At 70.0% G+C, this 25,113-nt stretch carries 27 protein-coding genes; 18 read left to right on the top strand and 9 right to left on the bottom strand.

Features of this window, described 5'->3' with window-relative positions; genetic code table 11:
* Positions 1 to 12 precede the first annotated feature (12 nt).
* Together ACF073_RS23215 and ACF073_RS23210 are read left to right on the top strand one after the other, a co-directional pair.
* Positions 13 to 393, top strand: coding sequence for a winged helix-turn-helix transcriptional regulator (locus tag ACF073_RS23215; RefSeq protein ID WP_392072868.1), 381 nt, complete (start codon positions 13 to 15; stop codon positions 391 to 393).
* A gap of 229 nt (positions 394 to 622) precedes the next feature.
* Positions 623 to 1,327, top strand: coding sequence for a DUF4097 domain-containing protein (locus ACF073_RS23210; RefSeq protein ID WP_392072866.1), 705 nt, complete (start codon positions 623 to 625; stop codon positions 1,325 to 1,327).
* Between the two features lie 264 nt (positions 1,328 to 1,591).
* Here ACF073_RS23210 and ACF073_RS23205 read toward each other — a convergent pair whose 3' ends face one another.
* Positions 1,592 to 2,425 (bottom strand): SDR family oxidoreductase, encoded by an 834-nt coding sequence (locus ACF073_RS23205; protein ID WP_392072865.1) that lies wholly within the window; start codon positions 2,423 to 2,425, stop codon positions 1,592 to 1,594.
* 130 nt (positions 2,426 to 2,555) lie between these two features.
* Here ACF073_RS23205 and ACF073_RS23200 point away from each other — a divergent pair, with 130 nt between their 5' ends.
* The 3 genes from ACF073_RS23200 (at position 2,556) to ACF073_RS23190 (ending at position 4,409) form a co-directional block, all read left to right on the top strand.
* Complete coding sequence (locus ACF073_RS23200; protein WP_392072863.1) at positions 2,556 to 2,987, top strand: MarR family winged helix-turn-helix transcriptional regulator; 432 nt, start codon at positions 2,556 to 2,558, stop codon at positions 2,985 to 2,987.
* A 156-nt stretch (positions 2,988 to 3,143) separates the two neighbouring features.
* Positions 3,144 to 3,542, top strand: a complete 399-nt coding sequence (locus ACF073_RS23195) for a DUF5959 family protein (protein ID WP_392072861.1) — start codon at positions 3,144 to 3,146, stop codon at positions 3,540 to 3,542.
* Positions 3,543 to 3,683: 141 nt separating this feature from the next.
* Positions 3,684 to 4,409: a dienelactone hydrolase family protein gene (locus tag ACF073_RS23190; protein ID WP_392072859.1), complete on the top strand. Its 726-nt coding sequence runs from the start codon at positions 3,684 to 3,686 to the stop codon at positions 4,407 to 4,409.
* Positions 4,410 to 4,425: 16 nt separating this feature from the next.
* Here the strand turns inward: ACF073_RS23190 and ACF073_RS23185 are convergent, their stop codons facing one another.
* Both ACF073_RS23185 and ACF073_RS23180 read right to left on the bottom strand, forming a co-directional pair.
* Entirely contained in the window at positions 4,426 to 4,590 is a 165-nt protein-coding gene (locus tag ACF073_RS23185) for a hypothetical protein (protein ID WP_392072857.1), read from the bottom strand.
* Positions 4,591 to 4,702: 112 nt separating this feature from the next.
* The gene (locus tag ACF073_RS23180) at positions 4,703 to 5,326 is read right to left on the bottom strand and encodes a TetR/AcrR family transcriptional regulator (RefSeq protein ID WP_392072855.1); all 624 of its coding nucleotides are present in this window, start codon (positions 5,324 to 5,326) and stop codon (positions 4,703 to 4,705) included.
* Positions 5,327 to 5,557: 231 nt separating this feature from the next.
* On the opposite strand from ACF073_RS23180, the gene ACF073_RS23175 reads away from it, so the two are divergent.
* Positions 5,558 to 6,100, top strand: a complete 543-nt coding sequence (locus tag ACF073_RS23175) for a hypothetical protein (RefSeq protein ID WP_392072853.1) — start codon at positions 5,558 to 5,560, stop codon at positions 6,098 to 6,100.
* 264 nt (positions 6,101 to 6,364) lie between these two features.
* Here the strand turns inward: ACF073_RS23175 and ACF073_RS23170 are convergent, their stop codons facing one another.
* Positions 6,365 to 6,970: a TetR/AcrR family transcriptional regulator gene (locus ACF073_RS23170; protein ID WP_392072851.1), complete on the bottom strand. Its 606-nt coding sequence runs from the start codon at positions 6,968 to 6,970 to the stop codon at positions 6,365 to 6,367.
* A gap of 172 nt (positions 6,971 to 7,142) precedes the next feature.
* Between ACF073_RS23170 and ACF073_RS23165 the strand changes: the two genes are divergently transcribed.
* The 5 genes from ACF073_RS23165 to ACF073_RS23145 all read left to right on the top strand — a co-directional run bounded on the left by ACF073_RS23165 (position 7,143) and on the right by ACF073_RS23145 (position 12,973).
* Positions 7,143 to 8,294, top strand: coding sequence for an FAD-dependent oxidoreductase (locus ACF073_RS23165; RefSeq protein ID WP_392072849.1), 1,152 nt, complete (start codon positions 7,143 to 7,145; stop codon positions 8,292 to 8,294).
* A 154-nt stretch (positions 8,295 to 8,448) separates the two neighbouring features.
* Positions 8,449 to 9,276, top strand: a complete 828-nt coding sequence (locus ACF073_RS23160; RefSeq protein ID WP_392072847.1) for a maleylpyruvate isomerase family mycothiol-dependent enzyme — start codon at positions 8,449 to 8,451, stop codon at positions 9,274 to 9,276.
* Between the two features lie 151 nt (positions 9,277 to 9,427).
* Positions 9,428 to 10,468 carry a vWA domain-containing protein gene (locus ACF073_RS23155; protein WP_392072845.1) on the top strand — a complete coding sequence of 347 codons (1,041 nt, stop codon included), beginning with the start codon at positions 9,428 to 9,430 and terminating at the stop codon, positions 10,466 to 10,468.
* A gap of 445 nt (positions 10,469 to 10,913) precedes the next feature.
* The gene (locus tag ACF073_RS23150) at positions 10,914 to 12,431 is read left to right on the top strand and encodes an FAD-dependent monooxygenase (RefSeq protein WP_392072843.1); all 1,518 of its coding nucleotides are present in this window, start codon (positions 10,914 to 10,916) and stop codon (positions 12,429 to 12,431) included.
* A 107-nt stretch (positions 12,432 to 12,538) separates the two neighbouring features.
* Positions 12,539 to 12,973, top strand: a complete 435-nt coding sequence (locus ACF073_RS23145) for a VOC family protein (RefSeq protein ID WP_392072841.1) — start codon at positions 12,539 to 12,541, stop codon at positions 12,971 to 12,973.
* A 50-nt stretch (positions 12,974 to 13,023) separates the two neighbouring features.
* Here the strand turns inward: ACF073_RS23145 and ACF073_RS23140 are convergent, their stop codons facing one another.
* Positions 13,024 to 13,923, bottom strand: coding sequence for an SDR family NAD(P)-dependent oxidoreductase (locus tag ACF073_RS23140; protein ID WP_392072839.1), 900 nt, complete (start codon positions 13,921 to 13,923; stop codon positions 13,024 to 13,026).
* A 60-nt stretch (positions 13,924 to 13,983) separates the two neighbouring features.
* Between ACF073_RS23140 and ACF073_RS23135 the strand changes: the two genes are divergently transcribed.
* Positions 13,984 to 14,664 (top strand): TetR family transcriptional regulator, encoded by a 681-nt coding sequence (locus ACF073_RS23135; RefSeq protein WP_392072838.1) that lies wholly within the window; start codon positions 13,984 to 13,986, stop codon positions 14,662 to 14,664.
* Positions 14,665 to 14,743: 79 nt separating this feature from the next.
* Complete coding sequence (locus ACF073_RS23130) at positions 14,744 to 15,244, top strand: GNAT family N-acetyltransferase (RefSeq protein WP_392072836.1); 501 nt, start codon at positions 14,744 to 14,746, stop codon at positions 15,242 to 15,244.
* Between the two features lie 115 nt (positions 15,245 to 15,359).
* Here the strand turns inward: ACF073_RS23130 and ACF073_RS23125 are convergent, their stop codons facing one another.
* Positions 15,360 to 16,217: an NmrA/HSCARG family protein gene (locus tag ACF073_RS23125; protein WP_392073162.1), complete on the bottom strand. Its 858-nt coding sequence runs from the start codon at positions 16,215 to 16,217 to the stop codon at positions 15,360 to 15,362.
* A 290-nt stretch (positions 16,218 to 16,507) separates the two neighbouring features.
* Between ACF073_RS23125 and wrbA the strand changes: the two genes are divergently transcribed.
* Together wrbA and ACF073_RS23115 are read left to right on the top strand one after the other, a co-directional pair.
* Positions 16,508 to 17,110 carry an NAD(P)H:quinone oxidoreductase gene (gene wrbA, locus ACF073_RS23120; protein WP_392072834.1) on the top strand — a complete coding sequence of 201 codons (603 nt, stop codon included), beginning with the start codon at positions 16,508 to 16,510 and terminating at the stop codon, positions 17,108 to 17,110.
* Positions 17,111 to 17,254: 144 nt separating this feature from the next.
* On the top strand, positions 17,255 to 17,791 hold the full coding sequence (locus ACF073_RS23115; RefSeq protein ID WP_392072832.1) for a DUF937 domain-containing protein: 537 nt from the start codon (positions 17,255 to 17,257) through the stop codon (positions 17,789 to 17,791).
* 69 nt (positions 17,792 to 17,860) lie between these two features.
* On the opposite strand, the gene ACF073_RS23110 is transcribed toward ACF073_RS23115, so the two are convergent.
* Positions 17,861 to 20,245 (bottom strand): phosphoketolase, encoded by a 2,385-nt coding sequence (locus ACF073_RS23110; RefSeq protein WP_392072830.1) that lies wholly within the window; start codon positions 20,243 to 20,245, stop codon positions 17,861 to 17,863.
* A 533-nt stretch (positions 20,246 to 20,778) separates the two neighbouring features.
* On the opposite strand from ACF073_RS23110, the gene ACF073_RS23105 reads away from it, so the two are divergent.
* Positions 20,779 to 22,308, top strand: coding sequence for an SDR family oxidoreductase (locus tag ACF073_RS23105; protein ID WP_392072828.1), 1,530 nt, complete (start codon positions 20,779 to 20,781; stop codon positions 22,306 to 22,308).
* A 137-nt stretch (positions 22,309 to 22,445) separates the two neighbouring features.
* Here ACF073_RS23105 and ACF073_RS23100 read toward each other — a convergent pair whose 3' ends face one another.
* Both ACF073_RS23100 and ACF073_RS23095 read right to left on the bottom strand, forming a co-directional pair.
* Positions 22,446 to 23,126 carry a class I SAM-dependent methyltransferase gene (locus ACF073_RS23100; RefSeq protein WP_392072826.1) on the bottom strand — a complete coding sequence of 227 codons (681 nt, stop codon included), beginning with the start codon at positions 23,124 to 23,126 and terminating at the stop codon, positions 22,446 to 22,448.
* Between the two features lie 126 nt (positions 23,127 to 23,252).
* A complete protein-coding gene (locus ACF073_RS23095) occupies positions 23,253 to 23,732 on the bottom strand; it encodes a winged helix-turn-helix transcriptional regulator (RefSeq protein WP_392072824.1) in 480 nt (159 codons plus the stop codon).
* A gap of 115 nt (positions 23,733 to 23,847) precedes the next feature.
* Between ACF073_RS23095 and ACF073_RS23090 the strand changes: the two genes are divergently transcribed.
* Complete coding sequence (locus tag ACF073_RS23090; protein WP_392072822.1) at positions 23,848 to 24,642, top strand: SDR family oxidoreductase; 795 nt, start codon at positions 23,848 to 23,850, stop codon at positions 24,640 to 24,642.
* Between the two features lie 24 nt (positions 24,643 to 24,666).
* Complete coding sequence (locus ACF073_RS23085) at positions 24,667 to 25,026, top strand: nuclear transport factor 2 family protein (protein WP_392072820.1); 360 nt, start codon at positions 24,667 to 24,669, stop codon at positions 25,024 to 25,026.
* Positions 25,027 to 25,113: the final 87 nt, after the last annotated feature.

Here is a 25,113-nt window from a genome sequence, read left to right as displayed (position 1 = left end):
ACCATTTGGTACGTGACGACCGACCCTTTCCTCGCTGACTGCCGCGCGCGCCTTGCCTTCGACCTCCTGTCCAACACATGGAATCCCGTGGTGCTTTGGGCGCTGCGCGACGGCCCCCTGCGCCCGGTGGACCTGCGGGAGCGGATCGGAGGCATCAGTTCCAAGGTCCTCACCGAGACGTTGCGTCGCCTGCAGTTCAACGGACTCGTGGCACGACACACACATCCCGGTGCACCACCTCGGGTCGAGTACCGACTCACACCCCTGGGGCGGACCTTGTTGGCACCCATCGATGCCGTCGGAGCATGGGCCTTCGAGCACGGCGACGAGGTCATGGCCGCTCAGGAAGCCGAAGGCACCCTCACCCCACAGTCCCCTCCTCAGGCCCGATAGACCTGGTCCGTCCTCACGGTCACGGCACGTCAACGGGTGATGACGGGCGTGACTTCCCGCAGCGATCGTCGCCGCCGTGCAGGCCGACCCAGTGCTGGCATTGGGGGGTTTTCCCCAGTGGAGGCGGCAGTGTGGCTACGTAGAATCGCGGTGACTGATGATCATCGATGCAATTCGTTCCGTACGGGGGACCTTCATGCGACGCGCACGCACGCGCTTTCTTTCCGCAGTGGCTCTGGCTGCTCTCACCGTCAGCGGGCTCTCCGCCTGCTCCGCCCTGGACCAGAAGACCTTCCAGGACGACGCCAAGGTGGCCCGGAAAATCACCTCGATACGCCTCGCCAACGAGAACGGAGACGTGAAGGTGAGCGCGTCGGCCGACGCCGCCACGATCTCCGTGCACCGCAAGGTCGACTATCGCGGTGACAGGCCGACCGGCACCTCCTTCCGCGTCGAGAACGGCGTCCTGATGCTCTCCGACTGCGGCGACGACTGCGATGTCAGCTACGTCGTCAAGGTGCCTGCCGGTCTTCCGGTGACGGGGGGCACCTCCAACGGGAACCTCTCACTCACGGACGCCGGCACGGTCGACGTGCGCACGAGTAATGGCGAGATCGCGGTGACCCGCGCGGCGGGTCCCGTGAAACTGCGTACGTCCAACGGTGACGTCCATGTCACCGACGTCAAAGACGGCGGCATCGACACCCATACGTCGAACGGCGAGGTGACGATCCAGACGGCCGTCCCGCAGAACATCAAGGCCCGCACGACCAGCGGCAACCTCACGGTCAAGGCGCCGCCCGCCCGGTACCGGATCTCGGCCGAAGACGCCCACGGCGACCAGAGCGTGGCGTTCAAGAACGACCCCTCGGGCAAGTACCTCTTGGACCTGGCGACGACGAACGGCGACTTGACGGTGAAGTCGGCGGGCTAGCCCCGGGCCGGAGCCGGGGGGCATGTGCCGTCCGCACCCCCCGGCGAACGCTCACGGACCAACACAGCGGGCCCGGCACCGCGAACAACCGGTGACAGCTTCCGCCCCGACGACTACGTCTACGCGGCCGGGCCGGCTGCGGGCGAGATGGCGGGCCGGCTTCTGGCGTTCCCGCTCCCGACGCCTGAGCCGGCAACGCCGCCGTCGCCGTCGACCAGGGCCGGGCAGGTTCATCGCGGGCGGGCCGCCGTATGACCGAACCGCTCAGGCCACCCAGGCCGAGGTCATCGTCTGGATCCGGGAGCCGTCCAGGTCCGCCAGCTTCCCGCCGGCGAAGGCACGGGCCACGTCCGAGGTCTGCATCCGGAACGGCAGCCGGTCGGCGGTGAGTGCCTCGATGATCGTTGCGGCTGCCTCCTCCGAGGTCTGGGCGTTGGCGAAAGCGCCCCGGGTGCGGCTGATGTAGTTCGCCAGCGCCGGACCATAGACGCCGGCCTCGGCCGCCGCGTCCTCCTTGACGCCCACGTTCGCGACGAACTCGCTGGCCACAGCACCCGGCTCGATGACCCCGACTGCCACGCCCACCGAGGCGGCGACCGGGGCCAGGCTCTCCATGAAGCCCTCGGCGGCGAACTTGGCCGCGCAGTACGCCTCGTTGAACGGCTGGCCGACCACGCCGCCGACGCTGGTCACGGTGAGGAGCCGTCCGCCGGTGGCCCGCAGGTGGGGCAGGGCCGCCCTGGTGACGGTGACCACGCCGAAGAAGTTGACCTCCATCACCCTGCGGACCTCGTCCACCGACTCGTTCTCGATCGTCCCGACATGGCCGGCGCCAGCGTTGTTGACCACGGCGTCCAGCCGGCCGTGGTCGGCGATCACGCCGGCGACGCACTCCTCGACGGAGGCGGCGTCGGTGACGTCCAGGCGTCGGATGTCCAGCTCGACACCGGCCGCCTCGGCCGCCTTGCGCAGCGCGTCGGCGCGCGCCGGGTCGCGCAGCGTGGCGACGGTGGTGAAGCCGGCGTGGGAGGCGGAGACGGCGGCGGCCAGGCCGATACCGGAGGAGGTGCCGGTGATGAGGACGACCTTGGTGGACATGGGGAGCCCCTCTCTGAGGCGGTGCGAGGAATACTTATGAAGAACAGTCATTATGAAGCATAACTATATGCCAGCATAGTCATGTACCCCAATATTTTCCGTTGTCAAGTACCTGGCTAGACTGGGCGGCATGACCTACCCCGCAGGCGAGGCAGACGAGCTCGACGCGCGCGTGGTCGGCCTGTTCGCCGCCATCAACCGCAGATACGCGCGTGAGTCCGAGGCCGCCGCCAACGCGCAGGACCTGACCCCACTCCAGGCCAAAGCGCTGCTGTACAGCGCCGAGCCGGTGCCGATGCGGGCCTTGGCGCAACGGCTGCACGCCGAGCCGTCCAACCTCACACCGCTGGTCGACCGGCTGGAGGAGCGCGGCCTGGTCGAGCGGCGCCCCGGGATCGAGGACCGCCGGGTCAAGCAGGTCGCCGCCACCGACGCCGGCCGGCAGAAGATCGCCGAGCTGCGTGCGGCAATGCCCTTCGCCTCCGACCCCCTCGGAGCGCTCGACCGGGAGCAGCGTGAGACGCTCGCTCGGCTCCTGGCACTGATCGCCGAGGTGCCGTGACGGTCTGACGTTCTGGGAACCCCCCTGACGTCTGACGTCCCTGGGAACCCCCTGAGGTCTGACGCCCCTGGGAACCCCTGCCGAAATGACCTGGCCAGGGGAATCCGCTGATTCCTGGATGATGGGCCGGAAGGATCTTCCATCCGAGGGGCGCACATGAACGAAGACAAAGCGGTGGAGCTGATCCACCTGGCCGACCGCGAGAACAGCGTTGTGGTCAGAGTGCTGGGCCGGCGCGGACCGGACGAGCTCGACGCCGAGGTTGTCATCTCGAGCACCTTCTGCAACGGACGGCTCGACCTCTGCCTCTCGTCCAAAGACCTCGACGACTGGGCGAAGGCCCTCGATGACCTGGCCGTCGAACGGGACGTCTGCTGGATGACCGACATGCGCAACCCCGAGATCAACATCGAGTTCCACACCCAGTTCTCGATTCCGCTGATCACGGTCGAGGATGTCCGAGGCTCCTGCACCGCCATGGCCGTACCCGTGCAGCTGCCGGGCGGCTGGGTCGACGAACAGCGCGGGCATCTCGACCGCGTCCGCCGGATGTGACCGCCGCCGGCAGGGGAGCACCAACGCGGCCCGTGACAGGTCATGTCATCGATCACCGCATGTCAGAGGTGCATTCGCGCTGCTCTGCCGGCGGCAGAATTGCGGGCCGGCCAGGCTCGACGAGCACTACGGTCCTGTCTCATGACAACGGTTACGACCCGCACGGTCGAGTACCCGGCTGATGGCCTGACGATGATCGGACACCTCGCGCTCCCGGCCGGAGCCGACCGTCGGCCCGCGGTCCTGGTCGGCCCCGAGGGTCCGGGGCTGAACGACTTCCAGCGCCGACGGGCCGACCTCCTGGCCGAACTGGGTTACGTGGCGCTGGCCTTCGACATCAACGGCGGCCGCTGGTTCACCGATCCCGCAGAGATGCTGGCGCATGTGACGCCCCTGCTCGCCGATCCCGGCAGGATGCGGGACATCGGTCACGCGGCACTCGACGTGCTGCGCGCCGAACCACGCACCGACCCCGACCGGATCGCCGCTGTCGGGTACGGCACCGGAGGCGCGATCGCGCTGGAACTCGGCCGCGACGGCGCGCGACTTCGCGCGATCGGCACAGTCAACGCGCTGACCACCGGCCGACCGGGCGAGGCGGCCCGCATCCGCTGCCCGGTGTGGGCCGGGGTCGGGTCCGAGGACCCGATCATGCCGCCCGCACAACGGGACGCGTTCACCGCCGAGATGCAGGCCGCGGGCGTGGACTGGCGTCTCGTGGTCTACGGCGGCGCCTTGCACGCCTTCCATCACCCGCCGGTCGAGCACACCGTGCGTCCCGGCGTCGGCTACCACCCACGCCACGCACAGCGAGCCTGGCGCGACATCGTCGGCCTGCTCGCCGAGTGCCTGCCCCTGACGGAGTGACCGGGCCGGCAACGGATCAGGCCGACCACCGCACGCCGCGGTGGCAGGTGACCTGGTAGCTGCCTGTCCCGAGCAGGGAGGCGCCGTTGAAGTCGTCGGCAGGAGGCAGGCCCCAGGCGACCGCGGCCTCGGCCGAGGTCTGCGACAGCTCGTGGGTGAACAACCGGTCCTCTACGTACACCGGTGCGGCCGTCCCGTGCAGCGGACCGGTGAGACGGCTGTGGTTCTCGGCCTGGAGGAAGTAGGGGAGGACGGACTCGTAGTCCCACCCATGGAGATCCTTTCGGCGGCGGTCAGTACTGGCCGCCGGTCCCTGGGGCGATGTGGTTCGCGACTGCCTCGAAGAGGAAGCATCCCTCGTCGACCAGGGCTTCCTGGGTCAGGTCGAGCGTGCCGTCGATCGTGCTGCGCAGCAGCTGGCTCATGCCGCCCACGACGGCGATGGACTTCGCCAGTGTGTCGGTCGGCGGATCTGCCGGGCTCGCCTGGAGCAGCGACTGCACGATTCCGCTCATCCGTTTCAGGCCCTGCTGCCGGACGCGGGCGGTGGCGGGGCCGGCGACCAGCGCCTCGATCAGTTGCAGTCTGCCCCTGCGCGGATCGGACATCATGTTGTCGACCAGGATGCGAATGGCCTCCCTGGCCCGCTCGTCGCGCGGACGGCCGCTACCGACGCCGGCCCCGATCCGGGCCAGCTGGTCGTCCCACATGCTCTCGATGACGGCCGCCATGAGGTGGTCCAGGGAGGCGAAACTCTCCGCGAAGTACCGGTCCTGGAGCCCCGAGTGGCGCAGGACCGCCCTGATGCTCGTGTGGGCGTACCCCTGGGTGGAGAACAGCTCGAAGGCACTGTCCATGAGGCGCTGCCGGCGCAGCGCGACCCGTTGTTCCGCGGTCAGGCCGCCGTACGTCCTCATGACCACGCACCCTTCTGACGCAGGACGCGCCACGAGCGCCGGGCTCCTCGGAAGCGATCCACTCCGGCCCGGTACCGCAGCACCCCGCACTCCGACATCTCGGAGATTACGGGCCGTCGGCCGCCGGCTGAACCACACACCTCAGGGTGCACGCCACGGCGTACGCCCGGTAGGGAGACTTTCGCTCAAGCGGTGTACGACACTGGCCCAGGACGACGAGCCTAGACTCCGATGATGATAGAGATCCTCGACAACCTGGACATACTGTCCCGGCCACGGCTCGACCTCACGACTGTCGAGTTGGGCGGCGTAGCCCTGGGAGCAGCGGCCACCAGCGTTCCACGTCGGAGCATCACCGAGGCCCAGTCCTCCCTGGTCGCCCGGTACCGGGGCGGGACCGACATCGACAGCGAGTATTTCGACTCCGGCGGGCGGCAGTTGACCCTTGACGAGGTCATCGACCACACGACCCGGTCGGACGGCTTCCTGTACTGCGCCGACCAGCTCACTTACAAGGTGAGCGCCGGGACGGTCGTCGGCTTCGCGATCCGTGGGCCGCGCCTGTCGTCTCATTTCGCCCACCTGACCTCGTACGAGGAATTCCTGATCGCGTTCGGCAGACCCGACCGGGCGCAGGAGAACGAGGCATACGGCGAACTCATGGGCTACGACAACTACTACTGGGGTGCGCAGAAAAATGTGAAGTGGGACGCCTGGGACCACCGAGTGACCCTGATCAACCTGGGCGGCTTCGGGGGAAACACGGGCCCGTGACCGTACGCTGCCGGAGGCGATGGTCTGCGGAGGGCCCGATGCACACCTGCCCGCGCCGAGACACCTTCGCACCGGCGGCCAAGTCCCCCCTCCCCCGGCGTACGGGCGAATACGGCCGGCACGGTCCTCGACGGTCGCGAGCGCGGCGGGCACGCCATCGGTGCTGTGCCCGAGCCACCACTGGGTGCCCGCCCTGAAGCCGCCCGAGGCCGCTTTGTCTTGCGCGGCCGGGAACTTGGGGGGACCGTCGCGCCGTTACGAGCCTCAGGCGCCAGGGCCGACGCCGTTCCAACCTCGTTCGAGTAGGTCGAAGGCGCGGGCAACCCTTTCGCGGCCGTCGGCATGTCCCTGGGCGATGCGGGGTGCTTCCAAGGCGAAGTGGGCCAGCGCCGCACAGTGCGGATCGTCGGCGGGAGCTCCGGTGGCCTCGGCGAGGGCGTGCGCGAGCGCGGACTCGTGGCGCAGCCACATGCGCTGGGCGTAGTCACGCAAGGCGGGGGTGTTCTCGACGAGTTCGGCGAAAGCGGCGAAGTTCGCGCCACTGTCCCCGGCGTCGACCCGGTGGCGCAGTGCGTGCTCACGCAGGGCCGCGACGACGGACTGCCCCTCGGGCCGCTCCCGCACGGCGTCCAGCAGCCGGGCTTCCTGGTCGCCCTCCTCGTCGAAGACGAGCGCCTCCTTCACGGGGAAGTGCTTGAACAGAGTGGTCGTGGACACATCTGCCGCATCGGCGATGTCCCGGATACCCACCTGGTCGTAGCCGCGCTCAAGGAAGAGGCGCAGAGCAGCATCGGCCAGGGACTGCCGCGTGGCGGCCTTCTTGCGCTCGCGGCGCCCCATCGGCGCACCCTGCGCAGTCGTCTCGCTCATGCCTCGATCCTACCCCCTTGGTTGAGCAACTACAAAAGTTGGCTTGTTGCACTTTTGGATCGGGCGTGCTCTTCTGGAACGGCCGGCCACCCGGCACTGCCCGGCCGCGGCAATTCCCTTTCTCTGCCTGGCAATTCACCTGTCTGCCAGTCCCCCGGAACGGAGCACACCCATGAGCACCTCCGCCCAGTCCCGCATCGCGGTCATCGGCGCCGGCCCCGGCGGCCTGATCTGCGCCCGCGTCCTCCAACGACACGGCATCACCGTCACCGTCCACGACCAGGACGCCTCCCGCACCGCCCGCGACCAGGGCGGCACCCTCGACATGCACCCCGACTCCGGCCAGAACGCCCTGCGCGAAGCCGGACTCCTGGAGGACTTCCTGACACTGGCCCGCCCCGAGGGCCAGCAGATGCGTCTGGTCGGGCGCGACGCCCGCGTCCTGTTCGACGCCGCTCCGCCCGAGGCAGCCCCGGAGGACGGCAACCCGGAGATCGACCGCGGCCGGCTCCGCGATCTCCTGCTGGACTCCCTCGAACCCGGCACGGTGCGCTGGGGCCACAAGCTCACCCACCTGGAATCCGTCACCGGCGGTGCCCACCGGATGCACTTCGCCGACGGCACCACCACCGAGGCCGACCTCGTCATCGGGGCTGACGGCGCCTGGTCGAAGGTCCGGCGGCTGCTCTCCGACGCGACGCCCGTCTACACCGGCGTCACCTTCGTCGAAACCGGTCTCGACAAAGCCGACACCCGCCACCCCGCACTCGCCTCCCTCACCGGCGACGGCACCATGATGGCCCTCGACAACAACCAGGGCTTCATCGCCCAGCGCAACAGCCACCAGCACATCCGCGTCTACATCGGCATGCGCACCGACGAGAACTGGCACCAGCGAGCGGGGCTCGACCTGACCGACGTCGCCGCCGTACGCGAAGCGCTGCTCAAGGAATTCGCCGGCTGGAGCCGAGAGCTGCTCGGCTACATCACCGACACCGACACCGGGTACGTCAACCGGCCGCTGTACGCGCTGCCCGTCCCCCACACCTGGCGGCACACCCCCGGCCTCACCCTCCTGGGCGACGCCGCCCATCTCATGTCGCCGTTCTCCGGCATGGGCGCCAATCTCGCCATGCTCGACGGCGCCGATCTCGCCCGCGCCCTCATCAACGACACCGACATCGACGACGCCGTCCGCGCCTACGAGAACCTGATGCTGCCCCGCTCCGCGGAAGCAGCCGAGGGCGCCGCCGAGGGGATTGCGGGCGCCTTCGCTCCCGACAGCTCCACCCAGACCCTCGCCCACATGTCCCGAGTCCACTGACAACACTGGCAGCGGCGGCGGCACCGAGCGGTCAGCTGACTGAGATGCGGATGGGGGCGCGCGGGGGCTTGCCGTGCGCCCTCCGGGTCTGGTTGGGTACCAGCGCCGCAGGCACGTCTGGCGTGCCTGGTGGGTGGGGAGTGGAGCGAGCGACGTGGACACGACGGCAGGGCGGGACGGCACGAGGTCCCTGCCCGACGGGCTGGGGCAGGCGATCCAGGAGACCGCTGAGGAGATCGCCGCGCTGGTGCGGGGCACGCGCGATACGGCGCTCGCCGTGCCGGGGTCGCAGTGGACGATCGGTGAGGCGGCCGCCCACCTGGCCATGGCCAACGAACTGATGGCGGACCTGGCAGCCGGACGGGAGCGGCCCTACGGCGACGGAACGCCGCAGAGCCTCGCCGGGGCCAACGCGGAGTCTCTCGCCGTCTTCGCGGAGCGCCGGTCGGAGCCGCTCGCGGCGATGATCGTGGATCAGGCGGAGGCATTCCTGGACGCCGTGTCGCGCACCGCGGGCGACGGCGCGGCACTCGCCACACCTCTGGGCCCGATGAACCGGTCCGTTCTCGCGTCGTACCTGCTCACACACATGCTCGGCCATGGCTACGACCTGGCTCGCGCCCTGAAGCGCGCGCACATGGTCGACCGGCGGCGGGTGGGCCTGTGTATGCCGTTCATGCTCTCGGTCATGCCGCGGGTCGCGAACCCCGCGGCCACGGCCGGGCTCACGGCCCGTTACCGGATCCGGCTGCGCGGGGGCGAGACGTTCGGCGTGCAGCTGGCGGCGGGCTCCGTAGAGGTGACACCCGGGGCACCTGCACAGCGCGCGGACTGCACCATCCTGCTCGAACCCGTCGCCTTCCTCCTCATCGCGCTGGGTCGGCTGAACCCCTGGCGTGCCATCGCTCAGGGACAGGTCCTCGCCTGGGGCGCCCGGCCGTGGCTCGCCCCTCGCTTCCCGAACCTGTTCACCGCTCCCTGAGCCCAACCGCGGGCCTGAGCACCCCGGTCACCACCACGGACCGACCGCACCGGTCCCCTCACCGGTCCCCGCAGCGACTTCGCGTTCAAGGTCGATTGTCAGTGGTGGGTGAGACGGTAGGAACATCAAGTCCGCAGGAGGGGGAGCCGCCTTGTCCGGTAGCCAGAACTACATCAATCACGTCGCTCTTGTGCTGGATGCCAGTTCATCCATGTCAGGTCTGAGCGGCAAGGTCGTCGAAGTCGCCGACCAGCAGATCGCCTACCTTGCCCGCCGATCGAGGGAACTGGACCAGGAGACCCGGGTCACGGTGTACGTCTTCGCCAACCAGGTGGAGTGCGTCATCTACGACAAGGACGTACTGCGGATGCCGTCGCTGAAGCAGCTGTACCGGGTCGGTGGCATGACTGCCCTGCTGGCGGCCGCGCTGAAGTCACAGCGGGAACTGGCGCAGACCGCTCAGCTCTACGGCGACCACAGCTTCCTGACGTTCATACTCACCGACGGGCAGGAGAACGCGAGTCACCGCTGCCCCGACGCTCCTTCCACGGATCCGCGGGATCTGGTCCAGGCCGTGGCCGAGATGATCGAGACACAGGAGGTCAACTGGACACTGGCCGTCCTCGTGCCGGACCAGATGGGCAAGCGCGAGGCCATGCAGTGCGGCTTCCCGAAGGACAACATCGCGATCTGGGACGCCACAAGCACCCAGGGCCTGGAAGAGGCCGGCCAGGTCATCCAGCAGGCCACCGAGAAGTTCATGGTGGGCCGCACCCAAGGCATCCGGGGTTCGCGGGCCGTGTTCTCCACCGGTGCGGACGCGGTCAACAAGGACACCATCAAGGCGGCCGGCCTCGCCCCGGTGGATCCGTCGCAGTACCAGCTGCTTCCGGTGACCCGCGAGGCCGTGATCCGGGACTGGGTCAACGAGTCCGGCCACACCTACCGCACGGGTGGCGCGTTCTACCAGTTGAGCAAGTCGGAGAAGATCCAGGCGCGGAAGCAGATCGCGGTACTGGAGAAGAAGACGGACCGGGTGTACTCCGGACCCGAGGCCCGGGCCCTGCTCGGCCTGCCCGACGTGGAAATTCGCATCAAGCCGGACCACAACGACAACTTCACGATCTTCGTCCAGAGCACCAGCGTGAACCGGAAGCTGGTCCCGAACACACGGCTACTGCTGATGCACTGACACCCCGGAATCGCCACTGGGCGAGCCGGTGCCGCGCATCCACCCGCGAAGCGCGGCGCCGGTCTTGTACCCGCACACGTCAAGCGGGTTCGTGAAGGCGAGCCCGTACACGGTTCCGGCCCCGTGGGCGGCGGTCGACGCCGCGATGCCGATGACAGCTCAGCGGGCCGGCTGCGAGGGCCTCCTCCTCGACACCCCACAGGGACGCCATGCGCCCTGAGGTTACTTCGAGCGGAAGGGTCGTTGCTGGTTCGCGCCTCGGAGAGCGGGTGGTGCCAAACCCTGCCTCCAGCAGCTCAGCCCTTCGGCCGGAGGAATCGCGCGGCTGAGCCGTGGTGTCGGTCATTTGTCGGAGGCTGTCGGTCCGATGTCGGTGAGGTTTGGCACCTTTCCAGAGAGCCTCCGGATGCCCATCCGAGGGGATGTTCTGAGAAAGGGATCTCTCATGCATGACGTAGTGATCGTGGGCGCCGGCCCGGTCGGTCTGTTCCTCGCCTGCGAGCTTGGCCTCGCGGGCTGCTCTGTCCTGGTCCTTGAGCGCGAGCCGGGGCCCACATCGCCCTTCAAGGCGAAGCCGCTCGGGTTACGGGGCCTGTCCGCCGCGTCGGTCGAGGCGTTCTACCGTCGCGGGATGCTGCACCAGCTGCTGACCGCATCGGGCGTCGACGACGATGCCGGTGCGCACACCGACGTCGACGAGCCGTCACCCCCTCGGGCCGTGGGCCACTTCGCCGGCATGGTGCTCGATCCGGCCCAGGTCGATGTCGCCGCCCTGCCGTACCGGCTTCCCAGCCCGGCGCTGGAGGGCGTACTGACAAGCCTCGAAGCGGTCGAGACGCTGCTGTCCGAGCGGGCAGCCAAGCTCGGCGTGGACGTCAGGCGCGGTGTCACGGTGTCAGGCATCGCCCAAGGCGCCGAGAGCGTGGTCGCTCAAGCCGGTGAGCGCGAGTACCCGGCGCGCTGGCTCGTCGGCTGCGACGGCGGACGCAGTGTCGTGCGCGGGCTCGCGGGCTTCGATTTCGTCGGCACCGAGCCGCGGTTCACCGGCTACGCCCTGCACGCCACACTCGCCGATCCCGGCAAGCTGAACCGCGGGTTCAACCTGACGCGGACGGGCATGTACCTCCAGCTTTCCGAAGGGCACATCAGCATGATGGACTTCGACGGCGGCGCGTACGACCGTTCGCAGCCGCCGACGCGCGAGCATCTCCAGACGGTTCTGCGTCATGTGTCCGGCACCGACGCTACGCTGTCCGATGTCCATCTCGCCTCGAGCTTCACCGATCGGGCGAGGCAGACGACGACCTACCGGCAGGGACGCGTCCTGCTCGCGGGCGACGCCGCTCACATCCACTCCCCCCTGGGCGGGCAGGGACTCAACACCGGCATCGGCGACGCCGTGAACCTGGGCTGGAAGCTCGCGGCGACCGTGCACGGGAACGCACCCGACGGACTCCTCGACACCTACACCCGCGAACGCCATCCGATCGGCGCGAAGGTGCTCGACTGGTCCCGCGCCCAAGTGGCGATCATGAACCCTGACCCTCACGCCCAGGCGATCCAAGCGGTGGTTCGTGACCTGCTCGGGACCCGTGACGGAACGACGTACGTGTTCCAGAGGCTGTCGGGAGCGTCGTTCCGCTACGACCTCGGCGGCGAGCACCCGCTGATCGGCCGCAGCGCCCCGGACCTCCGCCTCGAAGACGGCTCCCGCCTCGGCGACCTCATGCAGGACGGGCGGGGCGTTGCCCTCGACTTCAGCGCTGGCCGAGACCTGCGCGCTTCAGCGACGCGCTGGGAGGGTCAGATACGGTACGCGGCCGGGCCTGCGACGAACGACCTCGGTCTGGGGGCCTTGCTGGTCCGACCCGACGGCATAGTCGCCTGGGCAGGCGATCGCACCCCTGATCGCGCAGCTTTCGAGCAGACCGCCGGCCATTGGTTCGGCCCGGCGGGCTGCTGAGGTCCAGGTCCCGCGTCTTCGTCGGGTACGCATGGGTCATCCGCCCGTCAACATGCATACGGTCAAAGGGAGATGAGCAGGAGAGACCTCCCTGCTATGGTGCGTCGATGTCATCGATCAAGCAGTTCCAAGTCACCTTCGACTGTGCGGAACCTGAGCGCGTCGCCCGCTTCTGGTGCGAGGTGTTGGGGTACGTCGCACCGCCGCCACCGACGGGGTTTGCCACTTGGGACGAGTTCCGTCGCTCGCAGCCGGCCGAGGAACAGGGTTCGTGGTCCGCCTGCATCGATCCCTCAGGTGTGGGTCCGCGACTGTATTTTCAGCGGGTTCCGGAGGGCAAGGTCGCCAAGAATCGGGTTCATCTCGATGTGCGGGTGGCCACCGGACTCACGGGGGACGAGCGCCTGGCCGCGCTTGAGGCCGAGTGCACACGCCTGATCGCGCTCGGCGCGGTGCGCGTGCAGCTGCTGCCGGCCGATGACGACAACGAATCGTGCATCTCCATGCAGGACGTCGAGGGCAACGAGTTCTGCCTCGACTGAGGATCCGTCGTGCTTTCCCTTCCGGGCGGGTGGGCCGCGGTGGTCGGGCGCTAGGCCGCCGCATCCTCGGGGAACTTCACGGGGTAGGGCTCGGCGAAGTCCGCGGACCGCCCGACGGCGCTCCACTTCTCGTCCTGGGCCAGCAGCCGCCGGTCCTGGGCGATGGACCCCTCCGACGCCGTCACGCCGAGCGCGAGGTTGGTCGGGATGTCGCGACGCTTCGCCACCCGCACCAGGATCTCCGCCGCGCGCACCGGGTCGCCGGCCGGGCCCTCGGTGCTCTGCCGGATGCGTCGGTTGATCGCGCCGACGGTGTCTTCGTAGCCCTCGGGCACGTCGTGCACGGTCATCGAGGAGCCGGCCCAGTCGGTGCGGAACCCGCTCGGTTCGACGACCAGAACCCGGACCCCGAACGGCGCGGCCTCCGCGCGCAGCACCCGGCTGAAGCCGTCGATCGCGAACTTCGCCGCCTGGTAGGAGGCGATCCCCGGGGAGCCGCCGACACGGCCGCCCATGGAGGAGAACTGGACGACCAGGCCGCCGCCCTGCTCGCGGAGCAGGGGGATCGCCGCCTTGGTGACGTTGTAGACACCCCAGAAGTTCGTCTCGAACTGGGCGCGGAAGTCATCGTCGTCGGTGGTCTCGATCGGGGAGACGTTGGCGTAGCCGGCGTTGTTGACGAGCACGTCGATCCGCCCGAAGCGCTTCCTGGCCTCCTCCAGCGCCGCCTTCGCGGCACCGGGGTCGGTCACGTCGAGCGCGATCGGGGCGATCCGGTCACCGAACTCCGCGGCCAGGTCTTCGAGCTGCTCGGGTCGGCGGGCCGTCGCCGCCACGGTGTCGCCGGCCTCCAGGGCGGCGCGGACGAGGGCACGGCCGAAGCCGCGGGAGGAGCCGGTGATGAACCAGGTCTGCTGCGTGTTCTCGGTCGTGTTCTCGTTCTCGGTCATGCCACTTAGTGAAACACCGTTTCGTTAATAGCGCAACCTTGTTGCGCTACTCTGTGGTGCGTGGACACCACCGACTTCCAGCGCGCCCGGTCCCCGCAGGCCAAGCAGCAGCGGGAGGCCGCCATCCTGGACGCCGCGCGCGCTCTGGGCGCCGAGCGGGGCATCCGGCAGGTCACGCTGACCGACATCGCCGCGGCCGTGGGCATGCACAAGTCCGCGCTGCTGCGCTACTTCGAGACGCGCGAGGAGATCTTCCTGCGCCTGACCGCGGCCGACTGGCAAGAGTGGGCGCCGGTCCTGTGCGCCGAGATCGGCCGTGTCGCCGACGGCGACGCGGCGGGGGTGGCCGCGGCCTTCGCCCGCACCCTCGCGGCCCGCGGCATGTTCTGCGACCTGCTCGCGCAGGCCCCGATGAACCTCGAGCGCAACGTCTCCGTCGAGGCGGTGCGGGAGTTCAAGCTGGTGACCCTGGCCGCGGTCGAGGCGATCGTCACCGCGGTCCGCGCGCGGCTGCCGGAGCTGACCGAGGCCGACGGCGTGGACCTGATGGCCGCCGCGACGTCGATGGCCGGCTCGTTCTGGAACATCGCGACGCCGGGACCCGAGGTCGCAGCGCTGTATCGCGGCGATCCGCGGCTGGCGCACGCGATCGTGGACGTGGAGCCGCGGCTGGCGCGGATTCTGGCGGCGCTGCTGGAGGGGGTCGTGGCACGGCGCCGGGGTGGGGCGCCGCGGCACTGACCCGCGGCCGGGCACCGGCACAACGGTCCGCGGCGGAAATCCAGGTGATCTCCGTGCGGCGGCTGCGTAGAGTCGTGCGGTGCCCGAGCTGAAGCGGCTGCGTGCCGACCATGCCCCGGCGGTCCTGGCCTTCGAGCTGGCGAACCGCGCCTACTTCGCTGCGGCGGTCTCCGACCGTGGTGACGACTTCTTCGAGCACTTCGCGGACCGGCACAGTGCCTTGCTTGCCGAGCAAGAGGCCGGCATCAGCGTCTTCTACGTACTCGTCGCGGAGGACGACTCGGTTCTGGGCCGGTTCAACCTCTACGACTTGGAGGACGGCACCGCTGAGCTCGGCTACCGGGTCGCGCAGCACGTCGCCGGCCGCGGCCTGGCGACCGCGACCGTCCTGGAACTGTGCCGGCTGGCGGCGGCGCGGCACGGGCTGCGCACGCTGCGGGCGGCCGCCTCCCTCGACAATGCCGCGTCCCGGAGAGTCCTCGCAAAAGCCGGATTCCTGCCGGTCGGCCCGGCCGACCCGGCCGACGTCGGCGGCAAGCCCGGCACGTGGTACGAGCGGAACCTGGCGCTCCAGCAGTAGAGCGTGATCCGACCGGCGGACCTGCCGCGAGACGGCCGCAGCCCTCTCTGATCGTCTGGTGTGCGAGGACCGAAGGCCGTGCGGCGGCCTCGGGCGCAGCGGCGGCCCGGCGAGGCTACGCGTGCGGGCCGGGGGTGAACTGTGCTTCGACCCATGCTGCGAAGCTGGTCCATGGCACATCCGGGCAGGAGTCGTGCAGGGCACGGATGTCGACCTGATACCCGTGCCCCTCCAGAAATCGCCACATGGCTCCCATGTCCGAGTCAGCGGGAACTTCTGGTCCGACGGGCTCCGGATTCGGCCTGATGTCGAATCTCAGCGCTTCGCTGAGGACCTTGGCCATCTGCTCCAGGTCGAGCTCGTCGGAAGCCAACTCGATGCGTTGGTGGAGGTGCCGCTCCGGGTTTTTCACCACTTCGGCGACGAAAGCGCCCAGGTCGTCGCGGGCGGTTTGCTGCAGCTTCTTCTTGCTGGAGAGAGGGAGGGAGAGTGTGCCCTGTTGCAGTTCGGCGATGCTTCCGAAGAGGTTGTCGAAGAAATAGGTCGGAGCCACCACCGTCCAGTTCAGACCGGCCCGGCCCAGTTCCTGCTCCACGGTGTGCTTGCTGTCGAAGTGCGGTACGCCGGTGATCCGGTCGGCTCCCGCGACCGATGAGAACACGAGGTGGGGAAGGCGCGCTTGTCCGGCGGCGTCGATGATGTTCCGCCCCTGTCCGACCTCCACGTCCACCCCCTCCTCGAACGGCGTGGTCACGGCGAACGCCGCCTGCGCTCCCGTGAAGGCAGCGGTCAGGCTTGAGACGTCGGCCAAGTCGCCGGCAACGACTTCGGCCCCCTTCTCACTCAGTCGCACCGCTCGGTCCGAACGAGGCGAGCGGACCACGGCTCGTACCGGAAAGCGGGCTGCCAGCAGAGCGTCGGCGACGGCTCCGCCCTGTCCCCCCGTGGCGCCCAGGACTGCTACTGGCTGCATTGATTTCCTCCACTGCGACGACGTACGACGCACCACTTCGAAATGCGCTGCGAGGGCCGCGCGTCCGGTCAGCAGCACATGTGCACGCCCAGGTAAGCATTCACACCGGTGCCCCGCCCGCCGCCGCACCTGGACCGGCGTTCTGTCCCGAGGATGGTGGGCCAATCGAGTGGGCGGGCCGCGATTCGAAGTCGGGAACGGCGAGTGTCCTGTCGACGCGCGTGACCGGACCCCGTAGAACGGAAAAGCCTTCCTTATTACATCTCCGGCCTCCAGAAGCAGGAGCACCTGTGAGCGTTCGTGTTGCGGTGATCTATTACAGCGCTACCGGCAACGTCCACCAGCTCGCCCGAGCCGTGGCGCAGGGTGCCGCGGGCCGGGGAGCGGAGGTCCGGCTGCGGCGGGTCGCCGAACTCGCGCCCGACACCGCCATCGACGGGAATCCCGCCTGGCGTGCGCACGTCGACGCCACCAAGGACTCCGTGCAGGAGGCCGCCTTGGGCGACCTTGAATGGGCGACCGCCTACGCGTTCGGCACACCGACCCGCTTCGGCAACGTGTCGGCCCAGCTGAAGGAGTTCATCGACAGGACCGGCCGCTTGTGGCAGGCCGGAGTCTTCAACAGCAAGCCCGCCACGAGCTTCACCTCGGCCATGAACCGTCACGGCGGGCAGGAATCGACCCTGCTGTCCTTGAACAACGTCTTCTACCATTGGGGCTGCATCATCGTGCCGCCCGGCTATACCGATCCGCTGCTCTACGCGGCCGGCGGTAACCCCTACGGCACCAGCTGGCCGAGCCCCACCGGGGAAGGCCCTGATCAGGCGACGCTCGCGGCGGCCGACTACCAGGGAAGGCACCTGGTGGAGATCGCCGAGCGGCTCCGCGCTTGACCGCGCCACCCCAGCCGACAGGCCAGGACCGCGCCAGCGGCCTCCGAGGGGCGCACACACATCCGGAGCCATGCATTCCTGCTACCGGAGGGGTCTGCGGCGTGGCGCGGGAGGCCGCCGAATCGCCACATTAGCGTGTGCGGCATGAGCGAATCTTCATTCCAGGACGAGGTACTCGGCGAACTCGGCGACGACAAGCTGGCCGAGATCGCCGCGCTCCTGTCCACCGACACGGGCAGCGCGCGTTCGGTGGTCGCCGAGACCGTCGGGGCGATGAGCGGTGACCTGCGCCAGAAGGCCGACACCGACGACGGCGACGGCGCGGAGGTGCGCCAGGCCGTCGCCGAGGTGACCGACCCTCCGCTCCAGGGCGTGGCCGCCTTCGGCGGCCTGCTCGGCGGCGGCATGATGGCCGGGGTGCTCACCAAGATGAGCAAGCCCCTGGCCAACGCCGTGTCGAGGAAGACCGGCATCCCCGCCGCGACCGTCACGCGTGTCATCGAGATGCTCATCCCCGTGGTCCTGGCCGTCTTCGCCAGACGTGCGGCCGCCGCCAAGGGCTCAGGCCCCGGGGCCGGCACCGCGGGCGACGCGACCCCGGACACGGCAGCCGGCGCGGCCTCGGGCTCGGGCGGATTCAGTGACCTGCTCGCCCAGATCCTCGGCGGCGACAAGAAGTGACCGGCGACAAGCAGTGACCGCGGTGAGGATCGGGCGGCAGGAGCGGCCGGCGCGTGCCGGCGATGAGGTTCAGCCGTCCCAGGTCCAGTCCGCCACCTCCGGCAGGTCCATGCCGTGCTCGCGGATCCAGACATGGTGGCGCTGCCGGGTGTCCGCCATGCGCTGGCGTACGGCCGCCGCACGTACCGCAAGTCCGGGCACGCGGTCGATGACGTCCATGACCAGGCGGTAGCGGTCCAGGTCGTTGCGGACCACCATGTCGAACGGCGTGGTCGTGGTGCCGATCTCCTTGTAGCCGCGCACATGCAGGTTGTGGTGGCTGGCGCGTCGGTAGGCGAGGCGGTGGATCAGCCAGGGGTAGCCGTGGTAGGCGAAGATCACGGGCTTGTCCGCGGAGAACAGTCCGTCGAACTCGAAGTCGCTCATGCCGTGCGGGTGTTCCTCGCTGGGCATGAGCCGGGCGATGTCCACGACGTTCACCACCCGCACCGCCACTTCCGGCAGCTGACGCCTGAGCAACTGGGCCGCGGCCAGCACCTCCTGGGTCGGCACGTCACCCGCGCAGGCCAGCACCACGTCCGGTGCACGCGTGCCGTCCTCGGTGCCGGCCCACTCCCAGATTCCGGCACCGCGGGCACAGTGGGCCCGCGCCTCCTCCATGGAGAGCCAGTCGAAGCAGGGCTGTTTGCCGGCGACGACGACGTTGACGTAGTCGCGGCTGCGCAGCACGTGGTCGGCCACGGACAGCAGGGTGTTGGCGTCCGGTGGGAAGTAGACCCGTACCGCCTCCGGGCTCTTGTTGAGCACGTGGTCGACGAAGCCGGGGTCCTGGTGGGAGAAGCCGTTGTGGTCCTGCCGCCACACATGGGAGGTCAGCAGGTAGTTGAGGGAGGCGATGGGAGCGCGCCACGGCAGGCGGCGGGTGGTGCGCAGCCATTTGATGTGCTGGTTGACCATCGAGTCGACGATGTGCACGAACGCCTCGTAGCAGGAGAACAGCCCGTGCCGGCCGGTGAGCAGGTAGCCTTCGAGCCAGCCCTGGCAGGTGTGTTCGGAGAGGATCTCCATCACGCGGCCGTGCCGGTCCAGGTGTTCGTCGACCGGGAGGGTGGCGGCCTGCCAGGCCTTGCCGCTGGCCGCGTAGACCGCCTGGAGCCGGTTCGAGGCGGTCTCGTCGGGCCCGACGAGCCGGAAGTCCCGCCGGTCGGCGGTGGCCGCCATGACGTCCTGGAGCATGTCACCGAGCACCCGGGTCGGTTCGTGGAGGGTGGCGCCGGGTTTGTCGACGGCCACGGCGTGGCGTTCCAGCGGCGGCAGGGGCAGTTCACGCAGCAGCAGCCCGCCGTTGGCGTGCGGGGTGGCGCCGAGCCGGCGCCTTCCCCGCGGGACGCAGGCGAGCACGCCCGCGCGCGGGGCGCCGTCCTCGTCGAAGAGTTCCTCGGGCCGGTAGGAGCGCATCCACTCCTCCAGCTGCCGCAGATGCTCGGGATTGTCCCGTACGGCGGCGAGCGGCACCTGGTGGGAGCGCCAGGTGCCCTCCACCGGCAGACCGTCGACCTCGGCGGGACCGGTCCAGCCCTTGGGGGTGCGCAGTACGATCACGGGCCAGCGGGGCCGCTCGGTGACCCCGTCCTGACGCGCGGCGCGCTGGAAGGCGGCGATCCGGTCCACGGCGCTGTCCATCGCCGCGGCCATCGCACGGTGGACGGCGGCCGGGTCGTCGCCGGTGACATGGGTCGGCTCGTGGCCGTAGCCCCTCAGCAGGTCGTCCAGTTCCGTCTCGGGCAGCCGGGCCAGCACCGTCGGGTTGGCGATCTTGTAGCCGTTGAGGTGCAGGATCGGCAGCACGGCGCCGTCGCAGACCGGGTCCAGGAACTTGTTGGCGTGCCAGGACGCGGCGAGCGGGCCGGTCTCCGCCTCACCGTCGCCGATCACGCAGGCGACCAGCAGGGCGGGGTTGTCGAGGGCGGCGCCGTAGGCGTGGGACAGGGAGTAGCCCAGCTCACCGCCCTCGTGGATCGAGCCCGGGGTCTCGGGGGCGACATGACTGGGCACTCCGCCGGGGAAGGAGAACTGCTTGAAGAGCCGGGCCATGCCGGCCGCGTCCCGGGTGATGTCCGGATAGGTCTCGGTGTACGACCCCTCCAGCCAGGAGTTCGCCAGCACGGCCGGGCCCCCGTGGCCGGGTCCCCAGACGCATACGGCGTCCAGGCCGCGGGCCTTGATCACGCGGTTGAGGTGGGTGTGCACCAGGTTGAGGCCCGGCGAGGTGCCCCAGTGGCCGAGCAGACGCGGCTTGACGTGGTCGGGCCGCAGCGGTTCGGTCAGCAGGGGATTGGCCATGAGGTAGATCTGGCCCACGGACAGATAGTTCGCAGCACGCCAGTGGGCGTCCAGGGCTGCCAGCTCCTCGTCCGTGAGCTCGGCCGGCACCTGCTGCGTGTCGAGGGACATCGGTGGTCCTTCCCGGTTCGGGCGGCGATCGGGCGTGACGTGTGCCGAAGAGCACAGGACCCACCTTCCGGCGAACCGGCCGGTGCCCGACAGGGCCCGTTCGGCCCCGCCGCGGGCCGGACAGTCCGTGACCGGCCGCTCCCACGGCTCGGGGTCCACCGGGTCGAGCCTCTTTCCTCCGGCCGGCTCGCGCCCGGCGACCGGCTCCGGACGGACGCGTACGAACACCTCCACGGGGGACGGCAGCGCCGAGTCACGGACCGATCCGGGGCGGCGGCTCCCGCCGGCGCCGGCGGTGACGACCACTGCCGGCCGATGACGACGGGGCCTCCCCCGCCGGCCGTGTCCCTCGTGTTCGCTGATCGAGTGGGCGGCGGCATCACGCCCCCACTGCGGCGAGGTCGTGATGGCGGGGAAACGCAGCTCGACGCCCGTCCCGTACTCCCGCATCCGGACGACGCCCCCGTGTGGAAGAGATCCCCCGGGGGAACCCGGCACACATCCCCGGCCCGCGACACGGAGGACACGATCCGATGCACGGTGACGACAGCAAGGGCGGCCCGCTCTGCCTCGTGACGGGCGGCACCGGGTACATCGGCGGCAGGCTCGTTCCGGAGCTGCTGGACGCGGGCCACCGGGTGCGCTGCCTGGCCCGCTCCCCCGGCAAGCTGCGCGACCACCCCTGGGCCGGCGATGTCGAGGTGATGCGCGGAGACGTCACCGACGCGGAGTCCCTCGGTGACGCCATGCGGGGCGTGGACGTGGCCTACTACCTGGTGCATGCCCTCGGCACGGGCAAGGACTTCGAGGAGACCGACCGCACGGCGGCCCGTGTCTTCGCCGAGCAGGCCCGGGCGGCGGGCGTACGCCGCATCGTCTACCTGGGGGGTCTCACCCCGCGGGGCGTACCCGAGCACGAACTGTCACCGCATCTGCGCTCCCGCGCCGAGGTCGGCCGCATCCTGCTGGACTCCGGCGTGCCCACCACGGTGCTGCGCGCGGCGGTGATCATCGGATCGGGCTCGGCCTCCTTCGAGATGCTGCGCTATCTCACCGAGCGCCTGCCCGTGATGGTCACCCCCAGTTGGGTGCACACCCGTATCCAGCCCATCGCCGTACGAGACGTGCTGCGGATCCTGGTCGGCAGCGCCGGGATGCCGCCGGAGGTCAGCCGCGCCTTCGACATCGGCGGGCCGGACGTCCTGACGTACCGGGAGATGATGGTCCGGTACGCGGCGGTGGCGGGACTGCCCCGCCGGGTCATCCTGTCGGTACCGGTCCTCACCCCGGGCCTGTCCAGCCATTGGGTGGGCCTGGTCACGCCCGTTCCCGCGTCGATCGCCCGTCCGCTGACGGAGTCGCTGCGCCACGAGGTGGTCTGTCACGAGCACGACATCGAGACGTACGTGCCCAGCCCGCCCGGCCGCCCCTTCCCGTTCGACGAAGCGGTACGGCTCGCCCTGCAGCGCGTCCGCGAGGCCCGGGTCCTCACCCGCTGGTCGTCGGCGGCGCTGCCCGGAGCCCCCAGCGACCCGCTGCCCACCGACCCCGACTGGGCGGGCGGCAGCCTGTACACGGATCTACGGGAGACCGAGGTCGACGCACCGCCCGAGGCCCTGTGGCGGGTCATCGAGGGCATCGGCGGTGACAACGGCTGGTACTCCTTCCCCCTGGCCTGGGCGGTACGCGGCTGGCTCGACCGCCTCACCGGCGGGGTCGGCCTGCGCCGCGGCCGCAGGGACGCCGAACGGCTGCGCGTCGGCGACTCACTCGACTTCTGGCGCGTGGAAGAGATCGAACCCGGCCACCTGCTGCGGCTGCGCGCGGAGATGCGGCTGCCCGGTCTGGCCTGGCTGGAGATGTACGCGGAGCACGACGGAGCCGGGCGCAGCCGCTACCGGCAGCGTGCGCTGTTCCACCCGCGCGGACTGCTCGGCCAGGCCTACTGGTGGAGCGTCTCCCCCTTCCACGCGATCGTGTTCGGCGGAATGGCACGCAACATCGCCCGCACCGCCGCCGGGACCACGCTCCCCCGCAAGCCGGAACGGACATCCGCGCACTGACACCCCGCACGGGGGCGGTACCGGGCTCGGCCTCGTGCCCCAGTACGCCGGAGCCGGTGTGCTCGCGGGCGCGGGGCGGAGCCGGGCGGCCGTCACGGCAGGGGCCCAACCCGGCGTACGGCTGACGTCCGCTCGGCTCAGCGCAGGCGGCGCACGCGCAGGACCACGTCGTCCGTATGGTGGGCGCCGGCACCTCCGTCAGGGGCCGCCCGGGGCCGCTGCTCGTCCACCTCCACCTCCCAGTCGCCGTCGAGCAGAGCCGCGACCATCGAGGGCCAGACGTAGTCGGCCGGGTCGAATCCGCTGTCGTGCGCCTCCCGGGTCTCCATCCCCGCATGGTGGACGAGCAGCAGTACGCCGCCGGGTGCGACGGCCGCGAGCAGCGCTCGCTCGGCCGCGCCGTCGGGGGTGCGCAGCAGGGCCGGGTACTGAGCGGAGACCAGGTCGTACGAGGCCGGCGGGAGTGCCGCCTCCGTCAGCGCCGCGTGTACCCAGCGAACGGCGAGGCCCGCGTCCCGTGCGTGTCCGGCCGCCCGTTCCAGCGCGATGCCCGAGACTTCGAGCGCGGTCACGTCCCAGCCCTCGCGCGCGAGCCAGACGGCGTCCGCGCCCTCGCCGCAGCCGACGTCGAGCGCTCGTCCGGGAGTGAGCCCGGCGACCTCCGCCACGAGTGCGCCATTGGGCTGTCCGCTCCACAGTCGGTGTCGATCGGCGTAGCGGTTGTCCCACTCCTCGCGCACCCCGGGGTCTCCGACATATGCGTCGGCGGGAAAGGAGGTGTCGGACGTCGGCGATCCTGCCGCGATGTTGTCGGTCATGGGGCAACCGTTGCCGATCGCCCTTGGGTGACACCATTCCTTTTGCCGGTCCGGCAAATCGTCGCTCACGCGGTGGGGAGCGATGCGCTGCCCGTGGGTCCGGCCGTGTCGTGTGGTCCGCGTGGTTCAGCTGTAGCGGGCGCGCATGGCGCGACTGGCGGCGGGGCCGGCATTGAACACGTACGCGTGGCTGTCGTCCAGGCGGCGGCCGGTCTTGGCGTCGACGACCACGGGTTCGACCTCTTCACCGCTGTCGGCGTCGACGAGGATCATGCTGCGCTGCTGGGGAGTGAGGCGGGAGTTGCCCCATGCGGCGAGTGTGATGATCACCGGTCGTAGGGAGCGGCCGAGTTCGGTCAGGACGTACTCGTGGCGGACCGGACTGGTCTGGTAGGGGCGGCGTTCCAGCAGGCCGTCGGCGACGAGGGTCTTCAGGCGTGCGGTGAGCATGCTGGTGGAGATGCCGAGGTTCTCCTGGAACTGGTCGAAGCGGGTGTAGCCGTCGAAGGCGTCGTGAAGGATCAGCAGCGTCCACCACTCGCCGACGTGTCGCACGGTCGTGGACAGCGGGCATTCGAGGTCTTCTGCCCTGATTCGGCTTGCCACGGTGGACCACCCCAAGAGAGTTACTGCTAATGTCGAAGTTACTAGCTTCTATTTTAGCAGTATCGACAGGAGCGGGACCTCGCCTGTCCCCGCCCAGGAACGGAACACACCCCCCATGACCACCTCCGTCACAGCAGTCAGCGAATCCCTGAAAGGCCGGTCCGCCCTGGTCACCGGCGGTACGAAGGGGGTCGGGGCGGCCGTCGCCCGACGCCTGTCCCAGGCCGGTGCCACCGTACTGGTGACCGCGCGCGGCCGGCCCGACGACGTCGCGGCTCCGGACATGATCACCGCGGACCTGGCCACCCCCGAGGGGGCCGCGACCGTGGTCGAGGAAGCCCTCCGCCGCGCGGGCCGCATCGACATCCTGGTCAACAACGTGGGCGGATCGGACGCGCCATCGGGTGGATACGCGGCCCTGGACGAGCACGACTGGGCCAGGGAGCTGAACGTCAACCTCCTCGCCGCCGTCCGCCTGGACCGCGGCCTGCTGCCCGGCATGATCGAGGCCGGCCGGGGCGTCATCATCCACGTCTCCTCGATCCAGCGCCGCATGCCCCTGTGGAACGGCACCCTCGCCTACGCCGCCGCCAAGGCCGCGCTGACCACCTACAGCAAGGGCCTGGCCAACGAGGTCGCCCCGCACGGCGTCCGCGTCAACACCGTCGCCCCCGGCTTCGTCCGGACCACCGCCGCCGACAACCTCGTCGCCCGCATCGCCGATGCCGCCGGCATCACCCGGGAGGCGGCGCTGAAGCAGCTGATGGATTCCCTCGGCGGTATCCCGCTGGGCCGCCCCAACCGCCCCGAAGAAGTCGCCGAACTCGTCGCCTTCCTCGCCTCCGACCGGGCCTCGGCCATCGTCGGCGCCGAGCACGTCATCGACGGCGGCACCATCCCCACCGTGTGAACCCACCACCGTCAGGAATCCCTCATGCACATCGACCAGCCCCAGGACATCGCTCCCGACGCCCTGCCCGAGGTGATCACCCGCTATCTGGACGCCCACCGCGCCCATGACACCGCCACCGCACTCGGCGCCTTCCACCCGGACGCCACCGTGACCGACGAGGGCAGGACCCACCGGGGAGCCCCGGCCATCGCGGCCTGGCTGACCCGTTCCGCCGGCGAGTACACCTACACGACCGAACTCACCGGCGCCCGGAAGGCCGACCCGGACCATTACGTCGCCACACACCACCTCGAGGGCGACTTCCCGGGCGGTGCGGTGGACCTGCACTACCGCTTCACCCTCAGCGGCGGCCTCATCGAGGCCCTCGTCATCGAACCCTGACCGGCGGCCACACCCATGACCGCGCCGGTGCGGCACGGCGCGGTCAGCGGGCCAGGTGCTCGCCGAAGCATGCGGTGAGCCTGGTGA

Origin of the sequence: Streptomyces sp. NPDC015171 (assembly GCF_043079545.1) — a bacterium.
GTDB lineage: Bacteria > Actinomycetota > Actinomycetes > Streptomycetales > Streptomycetaceae > Streptomyces.
The sequence above is the reverse complement of the archived record's forward strand: the minus strand, read 5'-3'. Positions and strand labels throughout refer to the sequence as shown.

Excerpts from the sequence above, each read along its gene's own strand:
- ACF073_RS23205 (WP_392072865.1), bottom strand. The coding sequence starts at position 2,425 with ATGTCCACCAAGGTCGTCCTCATCACCGGCACCTCCTCCGGTATCGGC.
- ACF073_RS23200 (WP_392072863.1), top strand. The coding sequence starts at position 2,556 with ATGACCTACCCCGCAGGCGAGGCAGACGAGCTCGACGCGCGCGTGGTC.
- ACF073_RS23195 (WP_392072861.1), top strand. The coding sequence starts at position 3,144 with ATGAACGAAGACAAAGCGGTGGAGCTGATCCACCTGGCCGACCGCGAG.
- ACF073_RS23190 (WP_392072859.1), top strand. The coding sequence starts at position 3,684 with ATGACAACGGTTACGACCCGCACGGTCGAGTACCCGGCTGATGGCCTG.
- ACF073_RS23180 (WP_392072855.1), bottom strand. The coding sequence starts at position 5,326 with ATGAGGACGTACGGCGGCCTGACCGCGGAACAACGGGTCGCGCTGCGC.
- ACF073_RS23175 (WP_392072853.1), top strand. The coding sequence starts at position 5,558 with ATGATGATAGAGATCCTCGACAACCTGGACATACTGTCCCGGCCACGG.
- ACF073_RS23170 (WP_392072851.1), bottom strand. The coding sequence starts at position 6,970 with ATGAGCGAGACGACTGCGCAGGGTGCGCCGATGGGGCGCCGCGAGCGC.
- ACF073_RS23165 (WP_392072849.1), top strand. The coding sequence starts at position 7,143 with ATGAGCACCTCCGCCCAGTCCCGCATCGCGGTCATCGGCGCCGGCCCC.
- ACF073_RS23150 (WP_392072843.1), top strand. The coding sequence starts at position 10,914 with ATGCATGACGTAGTGATCGTGGGCGCCGGCCCGGTCGGTCTGTTCCTC.
- ACF073_RS23145 (WP_392072841.1), top strand. The coding sequence starts at position 12,539 with ATGTCATCGATCAAGCAGTTCCAAGTCACCTTCGACTGTGCGGAACCT.
- ACF073_RS23140 (WP_392072839.1), bottom strand. The coding sequence starts at position 13,923 with ATGACCGAGAACGAGAACACGACCGAGAACACGCAGCAGACCTGGTTC.
- ACF073_RS23125 (WP_392073162.1), bottom strand. The coding sequence starts at position 16,217 with ATGCAGCCAGTAGCAGTCCTGGGCGCCACGGGGGGACAGGGCGGAGCC.
- ACF073_RS23115 (WP_392072832.1), top strand. The coding sequence starts at position 17,255 with ATGAGCGAATCTTCATTCCAGGACGAGGTACTCGGCGAACTCGGCGAC.
- ACF073_RS23110 (WP_392072830.1), bottom strand. The coding sequence starts at position 20,245 with ATGTCCCTCGACACGCAGCAGGTGCCGGCCGAGCTCACGGACGAGGAG.
- ACF073_RS23105 (WP_392072828.1), top strand. The coding sequence starts at position 20,779 with ATGCACGGTGACGACAGCAAGGGCGGCCCGCTCTGCCTCGTGACGGGC.
- ACF073_RS23100 (WP_392072826.1), bottom strand. The coding sequence starts at position 23,126 with ATGACCGACAACATCGCGGCAGGATCGCCGACGTCCGACACCTCCTTT.
- ACF073_RS23090 (WP_392072822.1), top strand. The coding sequence starts at position 23,848 with ATGACCACCTCCGTCACAGCAGTCAGCGAATCCCTGAAAGGCCGGTCC.
- ACF073_RS23085 (WP_392072820.1), top strand. The coding sequence starts at position 24,667 with ATGCACATCGACCAGCCCCAGGACATCGCTCCCGACGCCCTGCCCGAG.